Annotated in this window: 20 protein-coding genes; 9 read left to right on the forward strand and 11 right to left on the reverse strand. The window is 44.6% G+C overall.

The window, feature by feature from the left end:
* Positions 1-84 precede the first annotated feature (84 nt).
* Genes PPO43_RS08105 through PPO43_RS08115 form a run of 3 tightly spaced genes read right to left on the reverse strand, consistent with a single transcriptional unit; the run spans position 85 to position 1,595 of the window.
* Complete coding sequence (locus PPO43_RS08105) at positions 85-753, reverse strand: nitroreductase family protein (protein ID WP_272621312.1); 669 nt, start codon at positions 751-753, stop codon at positions 85-87.
* Entirely contained in the window at positions 746-1,183 is a 438-nt protein-coding gene (gene ybeY / locus PPO43_RS08110) for an rRNA maturation RNase YbeY (RefSeq protein ID WP_272621313.1), read from the reverse strand. Before ybeY ends, PPO43_RS08105 begins: the two co-directional genes overlap by 8 nt.
* Positions 1,184-1,187: 4 nt before the next feature.
* The gene (locus tag PPO43_RS08115; protein ID WP_270100767.1) at positions 1,188-1,595 is read right to left on the reverse strand and encodes an ATP-binding protein; all 408 of its coding nucleotides are present in this window, start codon (positions 1,593-1,595) and stop codon (positions 1,188-1,190) included.
* Between the two features lie 337 nt (positions 1,596-1,932).
* On the opposite strand from PPO43_RS08115, the gene PPO43_RS08120 reads away from it, so the two are divergent.
* Both PPO43_RS08120 and PPO43_RS08125 read left to right on the forward strand, forming a co-directional pair.
* Entirely contained in the window at positions 1,933-3,054 is a 1,122-nt protein-coding gene (locus tag PPO43_RS08120; protein ID WP_272621314.1) for a PorV/PorQ family protein, read from the forward strand.
* A gap of 429 nt (positions 3,055-3,483) precedes the next feature.
* On the forward strand, positions 3,484-8,451 hold the full coding sequence (locus PPO43_RS08125; RefSeq protein WP_272621315.1) for a C25 family cysteine peptidase: 4,968 nt from the start codon (positions 3,484-3,486) through the stop codon (positions 8,449-8,451).
* A 439-nt stretch (positions 8,452-8,890) separates the two neighbouring features.
* Here the strand turns inward: PPO43_RS08125 and PPO43_RS08130 are convergent, their stop codons facing one another.
* Complete coding sequence (locus PPO43_RS08130) at positions 8,891-9,559, reverse strand: hypothetical protein (RefSeq protein ID WP_272621316.1); 669 nt, start codon at positions 9,557-9,559, stop codon at positions 8,891-8,893.
* A 350-nt stretch (positions 9,560-9,909) separates the two neighbouring features.
* On the opposite strand from PPO43_RS08130, the gene PPO43_RS08135 reads away from it, so the two are divergent.
* The 3 genes from PPO43_RS08135 to PPO43_RS08145 are packed head-to-tail and all read left to right on the forward strand — an operon-like array spanning position 9,910 to position 12,328.
* Positions 9,910-10,779, forward strand: a complete 870-nt coding sequence (locus PPO43_RS08135) for an STAS domain-containing protein (RefSeq protein WP_272621317.1) — start codon at positions 9,910-9,912, stop codon at positions 10,777-10,779.
* 12 nt (positions 10,780-10,791) lie between these two features.
* Positions 10,792-11,673, forward strand: a complete 882-nt coding sequence (locus PPO43_RS08140; RefSeq protein WP_272621318.1) for an STAS domain-containing protein — start codon at positions 10,792-10,794, stop codon at positions 11,671-11,673.
* A gap of 22 nt (positions 11,674-11,695) precedes the next feature.
* Positions 11,696-12,328, forward strand: coding sequence for a hypothetical protein (locus PPO43_RS08145; RefSeq protein WP_272621319.1), 633 nt, complete (start codon positions 11,696-11,698; stop codon positions 12,326-12,328).
* Positions 12,329-12,484: 156 nt separating this feature from the next.
* On the opposite strand, the gene murB is transcribed toward PPO43_RS08145, so the two are convergent.
* Together murB and PPO43_RS08155 are read right to left on the reverse strand one after the other, a co-directional pair.
* The gene (murB, locus tag PPO43_RS08150) at positions 12,485-13,483 is read right to left on the reverse strand and encodes a UDP-N-acetylmuramate dehydrogenase (RefSeq protein ID WP_272621320.1); all 999 of its coding nucleotides are present in this window, start codon (positions 13,481-13,483) and stop codon (positions 12,485-12,487) included.
* A gap of 3 nt (positions 13,484-13,486) precedes the next feature.
* Positions 13,487-13,786 carry a hypothetical protein gene (locus PPO43_RS08155; protein ID WP_272621321.1) on the reverse strand — a complete coding sequence of 100 codons (300 nt, stop codon included), beginning with the start codon at positions 13,784-13,786 and terminating at the stop codon, positions 13,487-13,489.
* Positions 13,787-14,027: 241 nt separating this feature from the next.
* On the opposite strand from PPO43_RS08155, the gene PPO43_RS08160 reads away from it, so the two are divergent.
* The 3 genes from PPO43_RS08160 to PPO43_RS08170 all read left to right on the forward strand — a co-directional run bounded on the left by PPO43_RS08160 (position 14,028) and on the right by PPO43_RS08170 (position 16,686).
* Positions 14,028-14,885, forward strand: coding sequence for an STAS domain-containing protein (locus PPO43_RS08160; RefSeq protein ID WP_272621322.1), 858 nt, complete (start codon positions 14,028-14,030; stop codon positions 14,883-14,885).
* A 72-nt stretch (positions 14,886-14,957) separates the two neighbouring features.
* Complete coding sequence (locus tag PPO43_RS08165; RefSeq protein WP_272621323.1) at positions 14,958-15,809, forward strand: STAS domain-containing protein; 852 nt, start codon at positions 14,958-14,960, stop codon at positions 15,807-15,809.
* Between the two features lie 13 nt (positions 15,810-15,822).
* Positions 15,823-16,686 (forward strand): STAS domain-containing protein, encoded by an 864-nt coding sequence (locus PPO43_RS08170; protein ID WP_272621324.1) that lies wholly within the window; start codon positions 15,823-15,825, stop codon positions 16,684-16,686.
* Here PPO43_RS08170 and PPO43_RS08175 read toward each other — a convergent pair.
* Entirely contained in the window at positions 16,670-16,933 is a 264-nt protein-coding gene (locus tag PPO43_RS08175; protein WP_272621325.1) for a 4a-hydroxytetrahydrobiopterin dehydratase, read from the reverse strand. The two genes, PPO43_RS08170 and PPO43_RS08175, sit on opposite strands and share 17 nt — an antisense overlap.
* Positions 16,934-17,428: 495 nt before the next feature.
* Here PPO43_RS08175 and PPO43_RS08180 point away from each other — a divergent pair, with 495 nt between their 5' ends.
* Positions 17,429-22,576 (forward strand): contractile injection system tape measure protein, encoded by a 5,148-nt coding sequence (locus PPO43_RS08180; protein WP_272621326.1) that lies wholly within the window; start codon positions 17,429-17,431, stop codon positions 22,574-22,576.
* 419 nt (positions 22,577-22,995) lie between these two features.
* On the opposite strand, the gene rlmB is transcribed toward PPO43_RS08180, so the two are convergent.
* The 4 genes from rlmB to PPO43_RS08200 all read right to left on the reverse strand — a co-directional run bounded on the left by rlmB (position 22,996) and on the right by PPO43_RS08200 (position 26,470).
* On the reverse strand, positions 22,996-23,754 hold the full coding sequence (rlmB, locus tag PPO43_RS08185; RefSeq protein WP_272616703.1) for a 23S rRNA (guanosine(2251)-2'-O)-methyltransferase RlmB: 759 nt from the start codon (positions 23,752-23,754) through the stop codon (positions 22,996-22,998).
* A gap of 15 nt (positions 23,755-23,769) precedes the next feature.
* Positions 23,770-24,387 carry a gliding motility lipoprotein GldD gene (gldD, locus tag PPO43_RS08190; RefSeq protein WP_272616705.1) on the reverse strand — a complete coding sequence of 206 codons (618 nt, stop codon included), beginning with the start codon at positions 24,385-24,387 and terminating at the stop codon, positions 23,770-23,772.
* Positions 24,388-24,402: 15 nt separating this feature from the next.
* The gene (gldE, locus tag PPO43_RS08195) at positions 24,403-25,770 is read right to left on the reverse strand and encodes a gliding motility-associated protein GldE (protein WP_272616707.1); all 1,368 of its coding nucleotides are present in this window, start codon (positions 25,768-25,770) and stop codon (positions 24,403-24,405) included.
* A 241-nt stretch (positions 25,771-26,011) separates the two neighbouring features.
* Positions 26,012-26,470, reverse strand: a complete 459-nt coding sequence (locus tag PPO43_RS08200) for a single-stranded DNA-binding protein (protein ID WP_272616710.1) — start codon at positions 26,468-26,470, stop codon at positions 26,012-26,014.
* Positions 26,471-26,472: the final 2 nt, after the last annotated feature.

A 26,472-nucleotide genomic window follows, 5' to 3' on the forward strand; every position in this document is an offset into this window, starting at 1 on the left:
TCATTTTGCATAAGTTCGCAAAGCGATACCGCTTTGCGCTGGGTTGAAACCCAGCGGAAGGGGCAGCCCCAAAAATAAAATAAATTAATCTGCCTCCCAATATAAGGCCACCTCATCCAATGATTTTCGGCGCAAATCAGGGACCTCACAGCCTTCTGCAGCATAGCCGATAGGTAAAAGCAAAAAAGGCTTTTCATTTTTGGGCCGTTGCAAAATCTCCTGTAAAAAATTCATGGGGCTAGGCGTGTGCGTCAAGGTAACCAAACCCGCCTGATGAATAGCCGAAATGAGAAAACCCGCAGCCAAACCCACCGATTCATTCACATAATAGTTCTTGCTTCGACTGCCATCAGGCAAAATATCGTAGCTCTTTTTAAATATGACGATGAGATAAGGAGCTCGCTCCAAAAAAGGCTTTTCCCAGTTGGTGCCAAAAGGTTTCAGGGCTTCGAGCCACTCCTCTGACATCCTGTTGGTGTAGCTTTCATATTCTTCTTTTTCGGCCGCTTGGCGAATCTGCTGTTTAATTTCTGGATCAGAAATAATGCAGAAGGTCCAAGGTTGCTTATGCGCCCCAGAAGGAGCCGAGCTAGCCGTTCGGACCAAGCTTTGAATCAATTCTTTGGCCACTGGCCGCTCAGAAAATAAACGAATTGAGCGGCGTTTCTCTAATAAAGCCTCAAGTTCAAGTGCTTTTTTAAGACTTTCTTCAGGCGATAATTTTTGAGCTTGAAAAGGACGAAATTTAGGCATCTGAATTGGCATATTGATCCAGAAGGCTTAGCGCATCATTTTCTTTTTCGCGCATGAGCTCTGCATCTTCTTTACTTTTATCTTTATAGCCCAAAAGGTGCAACAATCCATGAGCCATGACTCTATGAATTTCATTTTGGGCCGAAACCTCAAACTTTTCGGCATTCTCTCGGCAGCGTTCTACCGAAATAAAAATATCACCGCTTACGGGCTCTCCCTCTTCTTGGTACTGAAAGGTAATTACATCAGTTAGGGTGTCATGCTGCAAATACTCTTGGTTCATGGGCAGCAAATAGGCATCAGAGCAAAAAATAAAAGAAAGGGCCTCAATGGAGTGACCCTCTCTTTTTGCGATCGCTTGCAGCCAGCTTTCAATTTGTTCAGCCTGCGGCAGCGTATAATCAATATCTTCCGTGTAAAATTCAATCATCAACTTAGTGCAAGTTAAATTGTAGTTCAATCATGCGACCACCTTCCTTAAAGTCTACATGATCGCTGAGGTTTTGCATCAAAAAAACGCCACGTCCACCAGGTGTCATCAGATTTTCTGGAGCAGTGGGATCGGGCAGTTGTGCGGGGTCAAAACCAGGCCCCTCATCTTCTACAGTAAAGGTAATGCAATTTTGCTGTATAGCACTAGCAATATGGACCTTTTTGTGGGCCTTGGCTTGGTTGCCATGCAAAATAGCATTGCTGACGGCCTCGGTCAAGGTGATGAGAATGTTGCCAAAAAGCAACTCATCCAACTCATATTGTTGCAAAACCTGATTCACGTAGGGTTCTACTTCAGCTATGTTTTTTGGGTGAGAATCTAGTGTAAGTTTTAGTGCAGTTCCGGTCATCAGCCATCGTTTTGCGAGTGATAAAATTGTTGTCTTTGAGCTAATTATTATAGCTCTATTTTTATAGTGTGTAGACCTAGGAAGCGGGGAAGTAGAGGGAAGGTTTGCTTCCAAGGGCCTTTCAAGAGGTCCATTTACGGAACTTTCCCGCAAAGGGTTTCATTTTATGGAGTTTATCTTAAATCTTTTTTCCTTTCTGTTTGAATTTGGCCAGATTGGTCCTAAATAGGGGATAAAAAGCCTAATTTTGAGCTGCTTATAGTTCCAAAACCTTTCTTTTTACGTTAAATAAAGAGATAGGTTTTACCGGCATTTTTTTGAACCGAAAACAATGATTATGCAGCGATTAATTTGGGGAGCCCTCATTTTATGCTTCTTTGGCCCAAGCTTAATGGCCCAAAAATACAGTAACGAATTCTTATCCATTGGCTTAGGGGCCCGCGCTCAGGCTATGGGCGGCGCTATGGTGGCCCATGTCAATGATGCGAGCAGCAGCTTTTGGAACCCCGCAGGCTTGCAGGGCATAGAAACGGATTTGCAAGTTGGCTTATTGCATGCCGAATGGTTTGGCGGCATCGGTAAATATGATTATGCCGGCTTTGGTATGCCGATTAAAGGCCAAAATAAATACCTGGGCTTTTCTTTTATCCGCTTTGGCATTGACGGAATCCCTAACACCCTTTCTCTTTATGAGGATGATGGAAGCATTAACTACAACAACGTCACCGAGTTTTCGGCTGCCGATTATGCTTTTATTTTTAATTATGCCCAAAAGTTTGGCAAATTGGCGGTTGGGGCTAGCCCCAAAGTGGTCCGCCGAGTGGTTGGCCCTTTTGCCTCTTCTTGGGGCTTTGGCGTAGATCTAGGCGCCCAATATCAATACTCAGAAAATTGGTCTTTTGGGGCACAGCTCAAAGATATTACCACCACTTTTAATGCTTGGCAATTTAGCTTTACCGAAGAGGAAAAGCAGACTTTGGGCCTAACGGGCAACGAAATTCCCATTCAATCGTTTGAAATTACAAAGCCCCAAATTATTCTGGGTGCTGCTTACAAGAAAACTTTTAACCTCCCTACGCCAGAAGGCAAAAAAGCCCGCACAATTGGCCTTTTGGCTGAGCTCGATATGGTGGCCACTACCGATGGACAACGCAATACCCTAATTTCTGCCAGTCCTTTTAGCATTGATCCCGCCTTGGGCCTAGAACTCAACTACAACCGCATTGCCTATTTGCGGATGGGCCTCAATAATTTTCAACGATTTGAGAATTTTTCTGGCGAAAAAGAACTGACCCTACAACCCAATTTTGGCCTGGGCTTCCGAATTTCTCGCTTTTATATTGACTATGCTTTGGCCAATTTGAGCGCTAGCGCTGGTGGTTTGCGCTCGCATATTGTCTCCATCCGCCTAGATATTGACTACGATTATATTAAACAAGCTATTCAAAAAGAGATTTAATTGTTTTTGGGGCTTGCCGCCTGTGGCGGCCGTTCCCTTTCGGGGCTCGCAGGGCTGCTCGGCCCTGCAGCCCTGCGGGCTTTGGTCGGCGGCTGCGCCGCCCCCCTACAGGCAACTAAGCCTGCGGCGGCTAAAGCCGCCTGTAGGACGCCCTATTGGTCCAGAAAGCGAGCGAAGCGAGCTTGGCTTAGGGATGGATAGCAGTGGCCGAAGGCCAGACCTAGGGCTTTTGAAGCGAAGCGAAAAAGCCCGCAGGGCCGAGCGAACAGCGAGCTGCGGCACAGCCCGACCCGCCCGATAATTCATGAGGGTTTCAACCCTCATTTTGCATAACTCATCGCAAAGCGATACCGCTTTGCGCTGGGTTTTAACCCAGCGGAAGGGGCAGCCCCAAAATAATCCCCCAATTAACCTTTGAAAAATAAGATTATGCGATACCTCTACTTCTTATTCCTACTTTTTGCTGTTGGCTCTTTGCGGGCACAAATGCACGATGGAAATTTTGGTCCAGAATGGATCAATTACAACCAGTCCTATTATAAAATGCAGCTGGCCCAAGATGGTCTGTACCGAATTAGTGCGCAGGCCTTGCAAAATGCGGGCATTAATGTGGCTGGCTTGCCTTTGAGCGGCTTATCGATTTATCATCTGGGCCAAGAAATTCCGATTCAGGTGGAAAGTTCGGGCGGGCAGCTGCAGTATATTCAGTTTTATGGCGAAAAGCATCGGGGCGAATTGGACAAAGAGCTGTACAATAACCCCAACCATCATTTTAACCCCACTTATAGTGTGATTAGTGATACGGCAGCCTATTTTCTAACTTGGAATAATACGGGCCAAGGGCGGCGATATGTCAATCAGGCTGCGAATTTATCGAATTTGCCAGCCAAGGAAGATTACTTTATGTACAAAAGTGTTCGGCCAATTACTACAGCTTGGCAAAAGGGGAAAGGCTATTATATTGCGGGTGAACAACTCACAAAATCGACCTTTGAGTATGGCGAAGGTTGGGGCGGAAACCCTTTATTGGATCAAAGTCATGCGGTGGGCATCTCCAATCTTTATACTTCTGGTCCGGCGGCCCAAGGAGAAGTAAGACTTTATGCTGCGGGGGCCGTCAATCATAATATTGAGGTCCAAGTTGGCGGGCAGAGCCGCTTTAATACTACTTTTGGGGGAGATAGTGTAGGCACACATCGTTTTTCTGTGCCATTGAGCAATCTTTTGCCGAATACCATTATGCGGATTCGGGGTTTGGCCAGTAGCAATGATTATTTATCGGCTAGTTATGTGGCCATTAGTTACCCTAGAACCTTTGATTTTGCTGGGGCCAATAATTTTGCTTTTGAGATGCCTGCAAGTAGCAGTCGCCAATATTTAGAAATAACCAACTTTAATGGGGGGAATGGCCAAAACATCTACCTCTACGATTTGACCAATGGTTTGCGGATTCGCTGCTTTTGGGATGGGAGTCGCGTTTTGACCGATCTGCCCGCCTCTTCCGTAGATCGGAAACTACTCCTGATTAATGAGGGCACTACTGCGGTACAAACTATGGGGCGTCTAGACCCCAGCAACTTTGTAGATTATAGCAACCTCAATGCAGATTATATCATTGTTACACATGCTAGTTTGCGCCAAAACAGTATGGGTAATGATCCTGTTTTGGAGTATGCCGCTTATCGAGCGAGCACAGGCTATAATCCCGTTATTATTGATGTTGATGATATCTTTGATCAGTTTGGTTATGGCATTAATAAGCATCCCGTAGCCTTGCGCAATTTGGCTACTTATTGCAAGCAAAACTGGAGTGCCCCCAAGTATATTTTCCTTATAGGGAAGGGGCGAACTTATACTCAAATGAGAAATTTTCATACTTATGATTATCTCATTCCTACTTTTGGTTATCCACCTTCCGATAACTTATTGATGGCGCCTATTGGTAGCGATGTGCCAGCCATTCCCGTAGGCCGCTTAGCCGCATTGACTGGGGACCAAGTGAGCCTTTATTTGAATAAGGTTAGAGATTATGAAAATGAACGTTTAAATGCAACTTCCGATCTCCTTGGTCGAGGCTGGACCAAAAACGTGATTCATTTGGGGGGAGGACGCAATAGCTCGGAGCAGAATATCATCCGACAGAATTTGAATAATATGGGGACCACCATTTCTGATAGTCATTTTGGTGGAAATGTTACCTCTTTTTTCAAAACCTCTACCAATCCCATTCAGGCTGCTCAATCTGCCTATTTGGATTCGTTAATCAACAGTGGTGTAAGTTTAATTACCTTCTTTGGGCACTCTTCGGCCAATAGCTTTGACTTTAATTTGGATCGGCCCGAAAACTATAGCAATGCCCGCCGCTATCCTATGTTTATTTCTTTGGGTTGTTATGGCGGAACTGTCTTTGAAGATGGCCCCCGAATTAGCGAATCTTTTGTCTTTGAAGAAAATGCTGGAGCCAGTGTGTTTTTTGCCTCTGTAGGAGCGGCTTCACTTTCTGCCCTCAATGTTTTTGCAGGTCAGTATTATTATCAGGCCAGCCAAAACCAATATGGCCAAGGAGCGGCCAAGATTACCCAAAAAACGATTGAGGCTTTAGAGAATGGGACCTTTTATTCCACTACGGTCCAAATGGCTAGCCACTATATGCTCTATCATGGAGACCCTGCCATTCAGTTGAGCATTTCGGAGCGGCCCGATTACTATGTAGATAATAGCTTAGTCAGCCATAGCCCAAATACAGTAACCACACAAATGGCCGACTTTGAGTTGGTGGTAGATCTATATAATTTAGGTACAGCCATCGACACCTCTTTTTGGATTGAAATTAACCGAGAGTATCCCAATGGCAACCGCGTCTTTGTTAGCCGAGAGTATATTTCTGCCCCTAACTTTTATAAAGAGTTGCGCCTGACCGTTCCTGTAGAGGGACAGCCCGCTTTGGGAATCAATTACTTTGATATTAGCATTGATGTCGATAATGAAGTAGATGAGCGCCCGCAGCCAACAGCCGAGCAAAATAACCAGGTGCTGCGCTATCCCGTTCAGATTCTATCAGATGCCATTTTACCCGTTTATCCCAGAGAGTTTGCTATCGTTCCCCAGCAAAATATTAGCCTTAAGGCTTCTACAGGAAATACTATGGCCCGAAGCCAGACCTATGTTCTGCAAATAGATACCACGGCCTATTTTAATAGCGCTTTGATGCAGCAAACGAGAATTACGCAGGCTGGAGGACTCGTAGAATGGCAACCTAACCTGAGCTATATGGATAGTACGGTCTATTATTGGCGAGTAAGTCCAGACTCTCTAGATCCAACAATTGGTTATAGCTGGGCAAGTAGCTCTTTCATTTATATGGATGGTAGCTATCCCGGCTGGAACCAATCCCATTTTTTCCAGTTCAAAAGAGACCAATTCAATAACCTAGAGCTAGAAGAACCCCAAAGAAATTTTGAGTTCATCACCTCTTTGCAGGAAATTACTCTGGCTAATGGTTTTACTCCTTCGCCTTTACATCCCGAACAACTAGCCACCTACCTCAATGGTAATTTGGTCGATAAATGCCGCTGCCATACAAGCAGTGGAGTCTATGTTCAGGTGATTGATTCTTCCGATTTAACGATCTGGACCTTAGGTGGAGGCCAAAGCCGCTACGGGGCTATTAACTGCGATGCTGCAGGACGAACGGCTTCTGTTTTCTTATTTGAAACCCAACAAAATAGTACAGCTTTAGATTTAGAACGCTTTTTGGCCGACTCTATCCCCGATGGATATTATGTTTTGGTCTATACTCTAAATGATGCAAATGCCGATAACTGGCCCGCTAGCCTAGTTACCGAATTGCAAAATCAAGGGGCACTACAATTACCTGGGCTAACTGCTGCCGTGGGAGGACTCCCCTGGGCGTTCTTCTACCAAAAAAATAACGCAAGCTTCCCTTACCGAGCAGAAGAACTAGGGGCTAGCCAAAATGATATTATTGGCCTTTCTTGCCTTATGCCCGGTAACTGGGATAAAGGAAGCCTGCTCTCTACTCAAATTGGTCCCGCCCAAAATTGGTTTTCTTTCCATTGGGAACCCGCTAACCTAGATAGCAGCGATTTGGTGGGCGTCGATCTCTATGGTATTGAAGCCAATGGTACCCGCCAATTGCTTCTTTCTGATATTGTGGCCCAAAATACAAGCCTGAATAGTATTGATGCTAATCAATATCCCAAATTGGAATTGGTTTGGAAAACAGAAGATGAATTGCACCGAAGCTCAGGCCAACTCGCCTACTGGCGTATTCTAGCCGATATGGCCCCCGAAGCCGCCCTGCGGCCCGAACGCTTCAGTATCATTCAATATGATACCGTAGATCAAGGCCAACCCTTTGGCTTTAATGTGCAAATGGAAAATATTAGCCCTATTGATATGGATAGTATTTTGGTCAAATACCAATTGCTAGAAAATGGCAGCACACTCAATTATAAACGCTTGGCCCCACTGCCCGCCGGAGATAGCCTGCGCACAGGTCTACTGACGGTCCCTACGGATAATTTAGCCGGCCCTCAACAATTGTTGGTGGAGATTAATGCCGATAATGACCAACCCGAACAATACCACTTTAATAACTTGGCCCTAGTCAATTTCTTTGTGCGCCAAGACCGCATTAACCCCTTACTCGATGTTACTTTTGACGGCGTTCGCATCATGAATGGCGACCTCGTTTCGGGTAGCTCGCAAGTAGTGGTCTCACTCTCCGATGAAAACCAATGGCTAGACCTTAATCAGGTGGAGGATTTTCAACTGACGCTCCGCCACCCTAGTCTGCCCAATGGCGAAACCCAACTAACCACCAACAGCCCCCTTGTCCAAAACCTAGAGTTCTTAGCCGCTGATGCCCAAAATCTTGTGGTGGAAAATAAGGCCCAACTCATTATGGATCTGGACCTAGAGTTTGACGGAACCTATACGCTCTTTGTCTCTGCTGCCGACCGAAGCGGCAATAATTCTGGAGACTTAGATTATAGTATCGATTTTGAAGTGGTTAACCGCTCTATGATCTCCGATTTCCTCAATTATCCCAACCCCTTTACGACCCAAACGCAGTTTGTCTTTACCCTCACTGGCCGAGAACTGCCCTCTTATCTCAAGATCCAAATCATGACGGTAACAGGTAGGGTGGTCCGCGAAATTGGAATGGATGAACTGGGGCCCTTACACATTGGCGTCAATAGAACAGAGTTTGCCTGGGACGGAACTGATCAATTCGGCGACCGCCTCGCTAATGGTGTCTACCTCTACCGCATTTTGGCCAAAACTGCCGATGGACAATCCTATGAACGCTATTTGACCAAAGCTAGTAGCTTTACCGAACAAGGCTTTGGCAAAATGTATCTGATGCGATAAAGAACCTGCTTATTCAGACTAAGGTCTCTACTAATTTTAGTAGGGACCTTTTTTTGGGGATTTGGGGCCCGCGGCCGGCTAGCCTTCGGCTAGGTCGGCCGCCGCTATGCTGCGCCGCTCGCAAGCCTGCTCGGCCCTGCAGCCGCCTGCAGCGGCTTTGGTCTGGCGCTGCGCGCCACGGCTGCGCAGCGCTGGGCCATAACGGTATGGTTGAAACCTACGGCAATAAGGGTATTGCTTCACAATGAAATAGGAGAGGCCTCTAAAACCGCAAAATTGGCCCTTTTATATAGCTCTTATGTTTTTTAGTAAGCCAGTTATGTTCTAGACATAACTTTTGCCATTTTTGATTTTGTTACATTATTTCCATTTTCAACAGATTGCTAACAAATAGGCATAAAAAAGGCTCAAAACCTAAGTTTTGGGCCTTTTCTATAACTTACTCTTTTGGGGCTTCTTGCTCTGCTCTTTTGTAGAGGCGCTGAAGGCGATATTGGATATCAGGGATAGCTCGGCGGAGACGAGGGAGGCTCAGGTTGTGCACCCAAGATTTTCGGATAATAGTTTGGGCCGGGAAGGGAGGGCGCAATGGGCCTTTGAGCGGACGAAGTTGGAGCGAGTTGAAGGTATTGGCACCACCAGCGGGCTCATAATACAGCCAATAAATACTTAGAGAGTCGGGAATACTTAAACGAGGATCTTTTTCGCCTTGGGCATTGAGAAAAACCTGGCTGCGGCCACCTTGACGGATATATTGAGCGGAAGTATCATAGCAAAAATAAACAGGGCAGAAATTAAAGGTATCGTTTAGCGCCTGAAGGATAGTTTGGTTAATAGCCTTAGTTTCCGTTTGCATTTGATTTAGAAGGCGTTCTACCTTCTTTCGTTTTTTTGCTTTGAGGTTTTTATTGGCCAATAACTTTTGGTAGTGGGCCATTTTAAGGTGATTACTTTCTAGCCGAAAAATAATTAGGCCATTTTCTTTAAGCTCTTGGCTAGCCTTTAGTGCAGCCTGAAAATCGGCCTTACTATTGATAAGTTGGCCCCAGAGGCTAGTTTGGCAAAGCAATAGGCCCAAACAAAGAGAAAGACGAAATAGGTAAGACATATTCTAGTAAAATTTTGGCCAAAGATAAGGAACTCATTTAAGAAGGCTATTCTTAAATCAATAGAAGAAAAGTTACTGCTCTTTGTGACGATGATCTAAATAGCTGAAGCGGATCGTTTCTATTTGGCCTAGCGATGTGGAGGGGGGGCGCGAAGCGCCAGACCCAGCCGCCGAAGGCGGCGCAGGGCCGAGCAGACCTGCGAGCCCCGAAACGTAGCGCCGGGCGTAGCCCGCAGGCCCCAAAAAAATAAAAATTAACTAACAGTTCATTCTATTTTAAGATGAGAGCTGTAAAAAGCACTAGTAATCAATTACTTTTGTGACAATTTTAGGGGATTTAAAAAGTAATTATGGAAAAAAGAGTCGTTTGGACCAAAAATGCAGCTTATTATAAGGATCAATACTTTATTTCTGATGAGGAATTGGCTTGTTTGCGAGCTGCTGGGGAGCAGATTACGGCAGAGCGTCGGGTAGTTTATGATGCACTTTATGAGTGGATGCGCAAATCGGAGCGTTATGCCCACTTTTATAGTGAAGAATTAATTACGGGCATTGCGGCAGATGAGGAAGTTTTTTGGGATGATGTCGTTTTGGGTCGTTTGACGGATACCTATGTAGATACGCAGCGACATTATGGAGAGCATTTTTCGGGAGCGGGATTAACTTTAGAGTCATTTGTAGGGATTTTGACTTGTTTTCATGAGCATATCCGTTTTGCTTTTATGCGTAGGGGCTTGGCGAGTTTTGAGTTGATGACTGCCTTTAAAAAATTTGCACAGGTAGCGGTAGATATTGTTACAGAGGTGTATAACCACAAAATGGCTTGCACCTTACAGGAGCAGAATGATAGCTTGCGAGAACTATCTACGCCAGTGGCCCAAATATGGGACGGAGTTTTGTTATTGCCTTTGGTTGGATTTATTGATTCTAAGCGGGCACAAGATATTATGCAAAGGATGTTGGCTGAAGTGGGGGAAACTCAATCTAAATTTTTTATCTTGGATATCAGTGGAGTAGCTATTGTCGATACGGCCGTAGCCAATCATTTAATTAAGATGAGTAAGGCGGCTAGATTGATGGGTTGCGACTGCATTATATCGGGAATTTCGGGCCCTATTGCGCAGACCATTGTAGAGTTGGGCATTGACATTGATGAAATTCGGACGACTAGCAGTATGCGGGATGCGCTCCGATTAGCAATTCGGGATCAGAATGAATAAGAACAAACAAATATGGCAATTGTAAAAATCAATAAACAGCGTTATTGGAGCATTTTCATGCTTGAGGAAGAGGATTTGGAAATCGTTAAACAGGCGGGCAAAGCCATTCTTCCTCGTCAGGATGCTGTTTTTGAAGAATTTTATGCTTGGTTAGAGTTCCAGCCAGAGTATAGCGATGACTATACAGAGGATATCATTGGCCGTTTTGATCGGCAGTCTCATATATTTTGGGAACATATTTTATCGGCCAAAATTGATGAAGAATCGGTTAGTTATCGAGAGCGTTTGGTGCAGGACCTCCTCAAACTAGGCTTGCCATTTGAAGCCTACTTATCGGCTGTATTTGCTCTGCATGAACTCATCGAGAAGGCTTTTGTCCAAGAGGGCGTGGCTAGCTTTGAGTTGATGCAGGCCTTTAAGAAAGTGAGTAGCGTGGGGATTTTTATCGCTATTGACACTTTTAACAATGAAATGAATAAGCAGCTGCAGGCGCAAAATGATATGCTCATGCAACTGTCTACTCCCGTAACGCCCATTTGGGAAGACATTTTACTTTTGCCTATTGTGGGGATTGTGGATTCTTTGCGGGCCCAAAATATTATGTCGGCTGTACTCCAAGAAATTGCCGAGCGCCAAGCCAAGGTTTTCATTCTAGATATTAGCGGCGTGGCTATTGTCGATACGGCTGTAGCCAATTATTTTATTCGGGTGAGCAAAGCGGCTTGGTTGATGGGCTGTAAAACTATTCTTTCAGGTATTTCTCCCGCCATTGCCCAAACTTTAGTAGAATTAGGGGTTGATATTGGCCGACTAAGCACCAGAAGCAATATGCAGGATGCTTTGGATAGAGCTTTTGATTGGACGGGCCGGGCAGTTGTGGAAAAAAGGCGCTAAAAGATCAGGGCTTTAATTCTTTTTGAGTAAATTAGAAAACCCCTCTAAACTACTTAATTGGAATATTATGGCAGAATTTAAAGCCTTTGCAGCGAATATCGAAGTGAATGCAACCACCGTACTTTCTTTTATTCACTCCATGAAAAGAGGACAAGAAAAACGCTTGGCCCTGCTCGAAAAACATGGTATCCGACCCGAAGAAGGTGGCTGGTACCCCCAACAAGAATGGCTCAATGCCTTTAAAGAATTGAGCGAAACTGTAGGAGAAATGAACCTCCTATTAATTGGTATGGCTATCATTGAGAATGCCGAATTCCCCCCTTTTAACTCGCTAAAAGAAGGCCTAGAGGTGATTGATGTGGCGTATCACATGAATCACCGAGATCAAAATGGCCAGCTGCTCTTTAATCCAGAAACAGGCGAGAAAACAGCAGGCATTGGTTGCTACGACTTGCAATATTACAACGAAGAAGAGCGTCGTGCAATCATGTATTGCCACAATCCTTACCCCAGTAAATTTGATCAAGGCATTATTACGGCTCTCTGCCGCCGCCTACGGCCCGATTGTATCAAAACGATAGATGTTCGCCCCGATTTAGAAAAGGAAAGACGCCCAAAAGGAGGTGATTCCTGCACGTTTCTAATCAAGTGGTGATGAATGAGGGGCTGCCCCTCGCTTTGCTCGGGTCGGGCTGTGTCGCAGCTCGCTGTTCGCTCGGCCCTGCGCCGCCTTCGGCGGCTGGGTCTGGCGCTTCGCGCCCCTGCTATCCATCCCTCAGCCTGCGGGCGCTTCGCGCCCTGTCCACCGCAATTAGGGCCAATAATTAACTTCAGGCTCCAAGTTTACACCAAATTTTTTAACTATATCTTGCTGTATAGCTTCCGCTAATTGGACAATTTCTTTGCCCTTGGCTCCACCATGGTTTACCAAAACTAAGGCCTGGCGGTCGTGTACCCCCACCGCGCCAATTTTTTTGCCTTTCCAAGCCGCTTGATCAATCAGCCAGCCTGCAGCCAATTTGACTTTTCCATCCGCTTGCGGATAATGTGGCATTTTTGGATATTGGGCCAATAATTTGTCTAAAATAACTTTAGAAACAATAGGGTTCTTAAAAAAAGAACCTGCATTGGGCAAAACTTTGGGGTCGGGTAACTTTGCCCGCCGAATGCGCATCACGGCTTCTGCCACAGCCCGAATGCTCAAGGGCTGTTCTCCCAGCTCTTCTCGAATACTACCATACTCTAAGCGAAATACTGGCTGTCTGCGCAGTTTTAGGACCAAAGAACAAATAATAAAGCGGCCAGGATAAACCGATTTAAAAACACTGTCTCTATATCCGAATCGACAGTCCTCTTGCTCAAACTTTCGCATTTCCTGATATTTGCAATCCCAGGCCTGGACCAAATGGCAAACCTCCGAAAACTCAACTCCATAAGCACCAATATTCTGTACAGGGGCGGCCCCTACTGAGCCTGGAATTAAGGCTAAATTCTCAAGGCCAGCCCAGTTATTAGCCAAACAATAAAGGACCAATTCCTGCCAATTTTCTCCAGCACCTACTTCTAGATAAATAAAGTCTTTATCTTGCCCAATCAAACGCTTGCCTTTCAGTTGGTTGTGGATGACTAATCCCGAAATGTCTCCCCGCAATAAAATATTAGAGCCGCCTCCCAAAATATAGTTGGGCCGCTCTCGCCAATCTCTAAGTAAAGACAATTTAGCTAAAGTATCAAGGGCCAAATAAGCCTCTGCCTGCGCTGCAATGCCAAAGCTGTTGAGCTCCTTTAATGAATGCTGGTAAGAAATCATAATTTAGCTGTTATACATTAAAATAAGCACACAAATGGTGGCAATAGTAGTTAAGACTGTCGCCATGCGAACCGTAAAGCGAATCCCCCCACAAAATTGTCGAATGGCATTTTCCTGTTCTGGATACTTAGGGATAATTTCTTCCTCTAGTTTTTTAGGACTAAAAATATGACTGGCCCCAAACTCTACGCGGTGTTTAACCAAAATACCATAAGCCTTAACTACCTTAACCCTAGAATAAATGACTATAGTTAAGACTGCAAAAAAGCAAATAATAGTGATGCTAATCAGTATGTTTTCCATCTTTAAGTTGACTATTTTGAGGGGCCAATATACGTATAAAATAAGCAGCCTCCAATGCTTTAGTCATTAGAAAGCATTGGAGGCTCTAAAGGCTAGATATAAGGTTGATTACGCCTATATAATAGTTGTTTATACATCCTTATAGCAAGGGAACTCCAGCCAGCAAAATAAAAATGAAAGAATGTTATTTTTTTTTGAAAAAAAGATAACTTAGGGCTGTAAAAAATCCTCCCCTTGAATTATGATAGCACCTAAACGAGATCTCCTCTATTATAAACGACAGTATTTTATTACTGCTTTGGACTTAGCTCACTTAGCCCAAAGTGAGGAGCAAATGGAAGTAGAACGTCGAGCTGTATTTGATGAGCTTTATGCTTGGATGCGCCAGCATGAAGAGTTTGCAGTTTACTATCCAGAAGAATTGATTATGGGCCTGTCTGCAAGTGAAGAGCTTTTTTGGGCCAATATTATAGGAGGACGCTTTAATGAGGAATATATTGCCACAGAGCGAGCCTATGGACTGCAGTTTGCCCAAACGGGAATTCCCCTAGATGCTTATATTGCTGTTTTATTGGCATTTCATGAGTTTACATATCAAGCGTATCAACGCCAAGGTTTAGCTTCTGTAGAGCGAGTGATGGCCTACAAGAAACTATCTCAAGCCTCTATAGAAATTATTACAGAGGTCTATTCAGATATTATTCAACAACAATTAGAAGAGCAAAACGAAGCGCTCAGAGAACTCTCTACGCCTGTAGCCGAGATCTGGGACGGAATCTTATTGTTGCCCTTGGTGGGATTTATTGACTCTAAACGCGCTAAAGACATGATGGAAACCATGCTCTTTAATGTTGCAGAAAAACAAGCCAAGGTTTTCATCTTGGATATTTCAGGGGTCGCTATCGTAGATACTGCAGTAGCCAATCACCTAATAAAAATGACCAAAGCTGGTCGTCTGATGGGCTGTGACTGTATTATTTCAGGAATTTCAGGTTCTATCGCTCAAACTATTGTAGAACTGGGAATTCAAATTGATGAAATTCAAACTACTGGTAGTATGCGTGATGCCTTAGCTCAAGCCATGCGCCAAACCCAATAATTTATTTAAAAGACTCAACGCATACCCTAGATCCCCTATACTAGGGTATGAGGTCATTAGCTAAAACTGTGTATGAAAGTCAGAGATATTAGTTATTACAAGCGCTTCTACTTTATTACAGATGAAGCCCTAGCCCATTTGGCAGAAACAGAAAAACAAATGGAAGTCGAAATGCGCCAGTGTTTCGATGAAGTTTACGAACTGTTACGCCACCATCCAGAGTATAGCTTATTCTACATAGAACAACTTATCCCTGTGGTTCAATCCGCTGAAAAAGAACTTTGGTTAGATATTACAGCTGCTCGATATGATGATCGATTTGTTGCTTCTTGTTATTCTTTTGGGCAGTTTTTCGCCGCATCAGGTTTGCCGCTAAAAGCTCATTTGGAGTCCCTAATGACCATCTATGAATGTATGTATAACGCCTTTAAGCGACAAGGACTCAATGATGGTGACCGCATGATGACAATGAATAAAATGGCTAGAACAACCCTAGACATTATCTCAGAAGTCGATAATAACAACATTCAGAAAAAATTAGAAGAACAAAACGATACCCTTCGTGAACTCTCTACTCCCGTAGCCGAAATTTGGAACGGGATACTTCTCCTTCCCTTAGTCGGCTTTATTGATTCGAAACGAGCTAAGGATATGATGGAGACAATGTTGTCTAATGTTGCTGAAAAACAAGCAAAAGTATTTATATTAGACATATCAGGAGTAGCTATCGTAGATACTGCTGTAGCCAATCACCTGATTAAAATGACTAAAGCTAGCCGCCTGATGGGCTGCGATTGCATCATTTCAGGTATTTCTGGTCCTATCGCCCAAACAATTGTCGAACTCGGTATCCAAATCGACGAAATTGAAACGACTGGCAGTATGCGCGATGCCCTGGCCCTTGCCATGAAGCGTACTGGCTAAAAAATCGCTAGTCATGGAGCTAAAACAATGGGATAAGTCCGTAGAATTCTATAGAAAACAATATTTCATCTCCGATGAAGACTTGGCTTGTATGCGTCAAGCCGGAGAGCAGATTATGGACCAAATGCGCTGGGCCTACGACCAGCTCTATGATTGGATGCGCCAACATAAACGCTATGAAAATTATTACACAGAAGAACTCATTGGCCTCTTAGCCGAAGAAGAAGAGCTTTTCTGGACCGATATCGTCCTTGGCCGCCTCTCCGATGAATATATTCATACAGAGGCGGTTTATGGGCTTGAATTCGCCAAAATGAATATCCCTTTAGAAGGATATGTAGGCGCCTTGGTGGCCTTCCACGAGTTCATCCGACAAGCCTATGTCCGCAAAGGCGTGCAGAGCTTCGAGTTAATGTCTGCTTTTAAAAAGTTTACGCAGGTGTCTATTGACGTGGTGACCGAGGTCTACCAAGATATTATTAGCCACCAACTCGAAGAACAAAATGAAGCTCTCCGAGAGCGATCTACTCCAGTGGCCCAAATAGCCAAGAACGTACTTTTATTGCCGCTTGTAGGCTTTATTGACTCTAAGCGAGCCCAAGATATGATGGAGGCTATGCTTAACAATATCGCAGAACAACAAGCCAAGGTCTTTATCTTAGATATTTCAGGGGTCGCTATTGTAGACACTGCTGTGGCTAATCACTTAATTAAAATGACTAAGGCGAGTAGCCTGATGGGTTGCCATTGCATCATTTCTGGCGTATCTGGCCCTATCGCCCAAACTATTGTCGAATTAGGCGTTCAAATTGACGAAATTGATACCCGCGGAAGTATGCGCGATGCCTTAGCGGCAGCTCTTAATCGCAATCTTTAAATCTGGCGTAAAGCAACTCTATTTTTTGGGCCAATCGATGGTCTCGCTCCGTAATTGTATTGCCAGCATCATGGCTGCATAATCGGATTTCTAAACGATTGTAGACATTGTACCAATTGGGATGATGATCCCATTTCTCTGCCCAAAAAGCAACAACGGTCATAAATCCAAAGGCCGCTACAAAATCCTCAAATACAAATTCAGCCACAAGCTGCTGCTCCTCCTCTCTAAAGTGTTGGTAGTTCATTTTTTAATGCTTTTTTGGGGCGGATACTCCTTTCAGTCGTCGAAGACGGTCTAAAGACCTTGTTGTCGTTGCGCAGCTCGCTGTTATTTGCTTCGCTGCGTCGCACTGTTGCAGATCGCTAGGCCGCTCAACAGATATCTTTGTGCTCATTGTTTTGCTCTGGCCCAAAAATAATAAAGCCAGCTTTGTTTTTAATGGAAACAGCAGAAGAATAGGCGGCCTTGCCGCCGCAAAGGCGCGCAGCGCCTCGGCTGAGGGATGGGCAGCAGTGGCCCGAAGGGCCAGACCCAGCCGCCAAAGGCGGCGCAGGGCCGAGCGAACAGCGAGCTGCGAGACAGCCCGACCCGAGCGAAGGGCGGGGCAGCCCCAAAAAAAGAAGCTTCTGCACTCATTTTTTCCGCTCTTACAAATGGCTGCAAAAATTGAAATCTCTTCTGTATCTTTAGAGGCTCGACTTTAAAAGAGTGCTTTAACGAAAATCTGAAAAACAGAGCTTTGAGAAATCGCGAACAGCAACATATAATCGAAACTCAAAACCTCAATATTGAGGTACAGGGTTATCTGGATGAGTACCAACTTCGGGTAGTGCAAACAACCCTTATACATTTATTTAAGAATGAGTTGGGGAATTATTTGGACCGGCTTTTTAGCGAAATGGTCCCGCCAGATGTACATCTTGTGATTGATCGTTTAGATATTGATTTGCCTCCGATTGATTTGCGTGGTGCTGAGGCGATTAAGGATTTTCGTCCCGCAGTAGAACGCTATTTTAAGAAGGTAGCTCGAGAGGCTGTTCAAAAAACGATTATAAAAAGCTCAGGCGGTCGATTTGAGGAAGAAGGGATGCGTGTGAGGGTCAGTAAGTGGACCCTATTTAAGGATTTTTTGGAAAAGGGGCATTACCCGAGTTGGGCTGGTCCGAAGAACTTGCCAATCAGTTCGGTCATTGAGGAACTCATGCGGCAATCGCCTCGCAAAATGGCTGAGCTTTTGCTCGATATTGGTCGTAGAAACCCTCAATTGGCCAATCGGCTCATTTTTCAATTTGGGCCACGACAGCTAGAGCAATTACTTCAGTTGATTTATCAGCAGGCGGGACCCAATATGCTTCGGCAATTACAACTTATTCTAAAGCGATTGGGCCAAAGATATCGGGCTTTGCGTGGGCAGCGATCTGTTCAAAAAGCTGCTTATACCGTAGCCTTTGAGTATATTTTTGAAAAAGTGCGTTCTGGGCGAAAATTTGTGTATAGAGAGCAGGAGCTAGTGCAGAAAATTGTAGAGCGCATTCAGAAAAATTACCAACATATTTCGGCTCAAGATTTGGGCGAACTAGATAGCGGCGTGCGCCAAGAGCACAGTCAAAATTATGGAGACTTGGATTTGCTGGAGTATTTTCTTCAGCATGGGTCTATTCCCTATTGGGCTAAAACCGATAGTTTGGCCTCTATGCGTCAGCTTTTTGATCGTCTAATTCATAAGCGACTTACGGCCTTACAACGTCTTATTATTCGACAAAAAGAGCAGCCCAATTTTTGGCAACGTCTATTTTTGCAGTTTGAAGAACAACAACTTTTACAGTTGTTGGAGCCTTTGAGTGAGGATCGTATGCGTTTGGTTCGCAGCCTTCTTCTACACTTTAATCAATGGGGTCAAACAGAGGGGATTAGCCGCCATCGTTTGGCGCCAGTCTTGATGGGGCAGCTTTTTGAGCAACTTTTGGTTAGTCGATCTAGCTTTTCCGAAAAGAGGTTGGTAGAAGCTTTCTTGATGGAGGCTAGTCAATTATCATCAAAAAGTAAAGAAGACTTAGCTCAAACGCTCTTTAAAACTTTAGAGCAAGAAAATAATGAACGCTTTGAGCTTTTTCGTCAAGAACTATTGCAACAATTGGGGAAAATTTTTCCTCAAACAAAGGCCTCTGCGCATAGCGAACTACTCAAAGAAGAGCAACTGAAGAGTAAAAGTCTAGAGGTAGAACTAGCTTTACAAACTTTAGAAGATAAATTGATGCAAGAGGGGCTGGACCAAGAGCAAATGGCACAGCTTCAAAAGGAAAGAGGGCGCCTCCAACGTCGAGAACGCCAATTGCAAAGAGAATTGCAGGCGATATCAGGTCTAGCAGCTAGCTCTATTCGGGCTTTGTTGGGTCGAAAAAAATGGCTTAAAAAACGTCTCATTCAGTTAGAAAAGGAGCTCAAATCAGAAGAAAAACGCATTAAGGCAGAAGATAAAGCAATAGAAAAAGAGCATAAAGCTAAGCAGGATGAGGCGCGACAGCTACGCCGCCTGATAAGAAATATGCGTCGAGAAACTAAAGCGATTGCTCGTGAGCTAGGCAAATCTTATAAGAAAGTAGATAAAGAGAGTCGCTCAGCACTTAGAGAACTCAAATTGGAATTTTCGGCTGCCGTATCAGATCTTTATAATGAGCGTTCGGACTTGCAACTGCAATTGGGGCAATTGGAGGAGCTACTCGCTTTGGGCGAACTTAGCCGAGCGGAAAAAAATCAACTGCAAAGCCAAATTCGGTTGCTCAATCGTCAGCTTAAACAACTAGATAGAGAGTTACAGCAATTAGATCAAATGCTAGCCCAAGTAAATGCCGATTTGCGAAAATTGGAACAAGATGAAACGACTGAAGAGCCTAATGCTAGTTCACAAATAGATTTTCTTGTCTTTTTCTTGCAGTATGGTTCGGTGCCTTGGTGGGCCGAAGAATATAGAGATTATTCTATAGAGGCTATCTTTAAGCAGTTTGCTGAAAAAGAAGCAGATAAACTCCGTAAGGCCGTTTCGCGTTTGGGCAAAAACCCCATCGTTTGGCAACGGATGGTGAATCAGTTATCTGAAGAAGTGTTGGAAATGGTTCTGATTGCTCTTTTTCCCCGCTTTGCTGGTTTTGCTATCTCTACCGCTATCATGCTAGAAAAAATCAAATCTGCTCAGGTTTTTGAGAAAATTAAGTCGATTTCGCTAAAGGATTTTAAGTGGAATAAGATTTTAGAATACCTTTTCCTCCACCCAAGCCAAAGCAATCCACAGCAATTTCTTAAAGACTTGGTTTTGGAATTAGGCAAAAGTTATGAAATTTCGCCTCGAGAGCTGTTGATGTATATGACCAATCTCTCCCATAATAATCCAGAGACTCGGCTAGCTTATTTTGCAGATGTAATTGGTAATTTAGGAGAAGATGATAGCATTATAGCGGCAGAAGAAGCCTTGGTGCAAGAGCTTTTGCTCCGCCAGCGCCAAGCCGAAGGACTCATTTTGAGTTTAGAGAAGAAAAAAGAAGCTCTAGAACAGTACTTACTTAAAGGTTTGTACACCGAAGCTGCTATTCGAGCCAAAACAGATACGCTTGCAGGTATGCAAGCAATCATTAGAGAATTACTGGTCCAAGATCGACAGTTTTTGCGCAAGCTGTTGCTTGATGCGATTGGCCGAGCTCCGGCAAGAGAGCGATTAGTCACTAATTTTGATAATAAAACCTTTTGGGAATTGGTCCTTTTGCTGAATAAATCAGCTATGCCACTAACCCAAAACTATGTACAGGAACTGGGGAGAGCCCTCAATGACCACAACCTTTTTATGGTCAAGGATACGGTTTATCGCTACTTGTTAGAACTAAGTCAAGGCGGACAGTTTGCTGTTCGTGCATTGGTCCAACAACTCCTCAAAGCTATTAGCCGAAATACACAGCGAGATCCTATGCTCTTGCTAAATGATTGGAAGACCAAGCTGCGTAATTTACCTACTCAACGCTCAGGGCTGCTCCTGCAACTTTTGGAAACGGAAATCGCTCTTCTTCGAGCACAACGACGCTCAACAGAAGATCCTAGCTTAATAGAAAGCTTGGGGCAGCAATTGGGTAGTTTAGAGTTGGAACAGCAACATTTTAGCCGTCAATTATTGCAAGTACTCAACCGAGAACGTATAGAAAAAGAAGGTCTTGAAATTATTCCAGAGGATTTAGACGAACTTTATAGTCGCCTTGAGGCCATAGAAAAAGAAATTGAAGACCTTAAGATAAATATTGATGCAGCCCAAGCCATGGAGAAAATCCTGCGCTGGCGTCGCATTGCGGAATTAGAGGCCCAACGCAATTTGTTGCAACAGGAAGAACCCTTCGCTATTCGTCAGCTGCAACAAGATATGATTAGCCTCAGAGAAGAAATGGAGAGCTTAGCTGCTCGCTTGAAAAGTTTGGAGGGCTATGCTAAACAAGGACTTTCTGTAGCAGAATTAAGAGAGGAAATTACCAAATTGGAGCAGCAGCGCCGAGCCTTACAACAGCAGTTTAAGGACTTACAAGATCAAGGTGAAGATGCAACTAAAGAGGAATTGGCCCTTATGCAGTTGCGCCAAGAACTAGAACGACTACAAAGAGATTTAGAAAGTGAATTAGAGGCCTTGCCCGAGCCAGAGTTGCTCGAAAAGATGTTGGTAGATGAATGGGAACAGCCTGCTTTACCTATAGAGTCTATTCGTCAAGCTCCCGAGGTTCAAGAATTCTTAAGTTATTTGATGGAGCTACCTTGGCAACAAGCTGAGGCTGATCGCATTCGCCAACGCTATTTGGTCGCACTACAAGACCATTGGGATGATCTGACTGAAGGCGTTCAAGCTAATCGAGAATTATTGGAACTGCTCCGCTCTAAAATGCGCCAGCTGTTGCTTCCTAGCCTGCAACGAATGAGTCAAAAACGCCTCGATTGGCGCCGAGAAATTGAAGCTTTGCCTGATATGAATACCGCCCAAAAATGGGAGCAGCGCCTAAGCGGAAGAGAAGAGGAGCAAATTGAATGGTTGGAACGTTTAGAGGCAGAGCAATGGGATGACCAAATCGCTAAGGAATTGGCCAATTTGCGCAAAAAGGTGCGTATTTATTTTCGGAAAATGCGCTTGATGTTCCGTCGCCAATTACGCAAACTAGCACAAGCTGAAGCCGCTCGCCTCAAAGAACTAGAGCGGGTCCAAGAAGAGGAAGAAAAACGCCTAGAAGCAGAACGCCTCAAGCGAATCAATGAACTAAAAAGACAGGAAAAAACGCCAGAAGCCGAAGCCGAAGAAGAAACAAAGGTGAAGCCCAAAAAAGAAAAACCCAAGCCAGCCGATCCCCCCGTAGATGAACCCCTCTATGTCCGAAATGCTGGATTGGTCCTTTTACAGCCTTATTATACCCGCCTTTTTATGGCCCTTAAAATGGTCAATAAAGGAAAGTTTGTCAATGAAGAAGCGCAAATTCGAGCTACACATATGCTGCAGTATATTGCCACAAGACAAACAGAAACGCCCGAAAATGAATTGGTCCTGAATAAAATTATGTGTGGCCTGCCGCTCTCTACCCCGGTCCCTATGGATGTGGGCCTGACGGAGCAAGAGCTGGGCACTTGTGATAGCCTTTTGCAAGGGGCAATCAATAACTGGAGCAGGATGCGGACCATGACGCCAGATGCTCTGCGAGGCACTTTCCTTATTCGTGAAGGAAGTATCAAAGAGGAGGCTGATCGCTGGAAACTCAAGGTGGAAAAAGGCTCTTTTGATATGCTTTTGCGCACCCTTCCTTGGGGGTTTACCTTTGTCCGCTATGGCTGGTTACCCAAGTTCATTGCTGTAGAATGGGATATTCCAGGTACTTAATATTGGGGGCTTCCCGCAGCCCTTTTATTTGGGGCTGCGGGCGCTATGCTGCGGGGCTCGCAGTTCTGCTCGGCCCTGCGGGCTCCACTTCGTTTCGCCCTCGGTCTGGCCTGACGGCCACCCGCTCCGCAGCGCTAAGCCATTTTGGCCCAAGGGCCAAGGCGGCTTCGCCGCCCCAACTAGCCGCATTTATTGGGGCCAAAGGCCCTTTCTCTGCCCGATTAGGGCCGCTTTTTTGGCCTAGCGATGTGAAAGGGGGGCCGCAGGCCAGACCGAAGCGCGCAGCGCTGAAGGGCCGAGCGAAGAGCGAGCCCTGAAACGTAGCGCCGCAAGGCGAAGCCGCAGCGGAGGCCCCCAAAAACTAAAACGCCCATTCTCAAAAGCGGGAATGGGCGTTTTATGTATAGTGCAAAACGAGTTTACTTTTGTTGGCGCATAATTTCGTAGAGCGTAATGCCCGTGGCCACCGAAACATTAAAAGAGTCGGTTTGGCCGCGCATAGGCAAAAGAAAATGCTCATCTACCTTGTCGAGTAAGACGCGATTGACGCCCTTATGCTCATCGCCCATAATGAGGGCCAGCGGGAGATTGAGTTCTAGATCATAAAGCATTTTTTCGCCCTGTAGGTCGGCGGCAATCAGTTGAAGGCCATTCATCTGTAGGTATTCAGCCGTTTGGATCAGGCTATTTACTCGGCAAACGGGCAAATGATTGAGGGCTCCAGCAGAGCTCTTCATGGCCGAGTCATTGATTTGGGCCGAGCCTTTTTTAGGAATAATCAGGGCGTCGGCTCCGGCAGCTTCTGCAGAGCGGGCAATTGCGCCAATATTGCGGACATCCGTCACGCCATCTAGCAAAACAAAAAGCGGGTGCTTGCCTTTTTCGTAGGCCAATAAGAGCAAATCTTCTACTTGATAATAGGGGATAGGGGAGAGTAGGGCCACCACCCCTTGGTGGTTTTTGCGAGTATAATTATTGAGACGTTCTTTGGGGACCGTTTGTAGTGGAACGTCTAGTTCTTTGCAAGCTTTGCGCAAATCCTTTTCAAAAGGGCCACGAACATTAGCGGCCAAGATAATTTTTTCAAAATTGCGTTTAGCTTCAAGGGCGTCCATTACAGGATGACGGCCGAAAATCATTTCTTGATCGGGCGTCTTTTTTGGTCGGTGGTGCTGCATGAAAATGCGATTAGATTATTGAGAATTGGCCCATTGGAAGCTATTGATCATCCCCATGATGTCTGTTTTGACAAAGTCAATTACGGGAGCCATAGAATCAGCTTCTGGGCGGGTATTAAAATAGAGTGAGGCTCGAACAGCATGTTGGCTACTATCGGTTAGCAGGAGCTGAAAGGGCGAAGCTACATGGCCTTCAATGTTGAATAAAACGCCATAGACCTTATCTTCTGGGCGATTGATAACATAATCATCAAGGCTAGCAGCCTTAGCGGTATGTTCTTCGGCTAGTCGATAAGCATCGCTATACATTTTGTAGAGTTCTTCTTCAATAGGACCTTTAGAAAGGTCTGTATAAGTAAAATGTAGACGGCCATTTAGGCTTTTGAAGTTGAGGTCAAACCAGCAAGAGTGAAGTGCTTTCCGATTGCCTAAAGTGGTATCTTGGATAAACTCCATATAGTCTGGATAATCGAAATGGAAGGCACAGAAATTCCTGTCGAGGGCTTGGTAGTTGCGTTCGGGATAAACGACCTTAGGATAAATGCGTTTTTTGGGAATGTATACCTCCTCTTCTTGGCAAGCAACCAAAGAAAGACAGAGGCCCAAAAAGAGCCAAAAGAAAGAAGTCTTCATAAGGAATAGTCATTTTTAGGCCAAAACCTGCTCTCCTGCACTTTCCGCCAAAGTCACCTTAATCGTTTCGATCCGGCGCTTAGTGGTACTGAGGACCTGAAATTTGATCCCTTGAAAGAGCAGTTGGCTATTTTTCTTGGGCATACTCCCATGAATCATCAGAAGTAGGCCAGCCAGCGTTTCTGCGGAAGAGCGAGCTTCTTCAAAAAGTTCGGGGTCAATATCCATAATCTTACAAGCCTCTTGGATAGAAGTCTTGGCTTCAAAAATATAGATATGCTCGCTTATTTTAGTGTAACCTTGTGATTCAGGCTCATCAAATTCATCATTGATTTCGCCAACAATTTCTTCTAGGACATCCTCTAAGGTAACAATACCAGAACTCCCACCATATTCATCTACTACAATAGCCATATGGGTACGGCGAACCTGAAACTCATTGAAAAGATCATCGATTTTCTTGTTTTCAGGAATGAAAAAGGCGGGGCGAATTAAAGCGTGCCAGTCAAAGCTATCATCCTTATCAAAGTGCTCGATCAAATCTTTGGTATGCACAATACCCAAGACCTTATCAAAAGTTTCCTCGTAAACGGGAATCCTAGAATAGTTGGAATTTTGCAAAACAGCCAAAAGCTCACTAAAGTTAATGCTGCTATCTACAGCCTCTACATCTACCCGAGCACACATGATGTTCTTTACCGTAGTATTTCCAAACTTGACAATCCCTTTGAGAATATCTATATCTTGTTCGGCATATTTGGTATCGCCTACAGTTAACTCAATTGCCTGTTCGATGTCTTTATCTGTTACGACATTCATTCCTGAATGTTTGGCCAATCTGCGCTCAATAATGCGAGTTGCATTAACTAATATCCAGCTTAAAGGCCAAAATAAACGACGTAAAATAAGCAGTGGACGAGCCATGAGCTTACTCAAACGCATATTGTTGCTCGTAGCATAAACCTTGGGGGCAACCTCGCCAAAAAGGACCAATAAAAAGGTGACCAAAACTACCGTTACTAGGAAAGATAACCAAGGCGGGGTACTTTCTGGAAGCAATTGCTCAAATAGAAAGTTCGAAGTGAGGATAATGCCAATATTGACAAAATTGTTGCTGATCAAAATGGTCGACAACAAATAATGGGGCTTCTCCAAAAGACGCAAAATGCGGCCCCTTGGTCCCCCCTTGTTTACCGCCTGCTTTTGTAATTCCTCAATGTCGTTATGCGTAATCGAAAAAAAGGCTACCTCCGAGCCAGATAGCAAGGCCGAACAGGCCAAAAGAAGAATAATACTGCCGAGAGAAATCCAGGTGGCGGGCCCCAAATCAGTTAAAAATAAAAAACTGAGGCCCAGCTCGGATGGAATAAGGTCTGTGTCCAAAATAATACGCTTAGATGAAGAATATAACAGAGTGCTACAAGAGCTCAAAAACTCTTTTCAGAATGCTATTCTGCTAGAGCCTTTAGCCAATATACTAAGTAGTTAGCGAATATAGAACTATCTGCTATTTATTTCAAGAGCTGATAAATAAATGAATTCTAAGAAGAACAAAAAGCCCTAAAAAAAGGACCAATAACTCCAAAAGGTTATTGGTCCTTGCTGCCAAAAGAAAGCAATTGAACTAGAAGGGAAGATCATCTCCATCACTTTCTTGCTCATAACGCTCATTCTGGCCACTATTATTCGTTTGGCCAGCTTCCCCCATATCCGCAGGCTCTTCTGGTGGTGGGGGATTAGTATAACCACTCGCATTGTTTTCTCTTCTCTCTAGAGAACGAAAGGTGTTGGCCGCAATTTCAGTCATATAACGCGTATTGCCATTCTCATCATCCCAACTACGGCTGGTAATTTTACCCTCTACATACACCAAGCTGCCTTTCTTGAGCTGCTGTGCTGCACGCTCCGCCGCCTGACGCCAAATGATGATGTTGTGCCATTCCGTTTTCGTCTGCCACTCCCCATTTACCTGATAACTCTCATTGGTCGCCATCGTAAAACGAGTATAAACCGCGCCACTAGGTAATGTCTTCATCTCTGGGTCTTTACCCAAATTTCCAATTAAGGTCACTTTGTTGATCATAG

Origin of the sequence: Saprospira sp. CCB-QB6 (assembly GCF_028464065.1) — a bacterium.
Classification (GTDB): Bacteria; Bacteroidota; Bacteroidia; order Chitinophagales; family Saprospiraceae; genus Saprospira.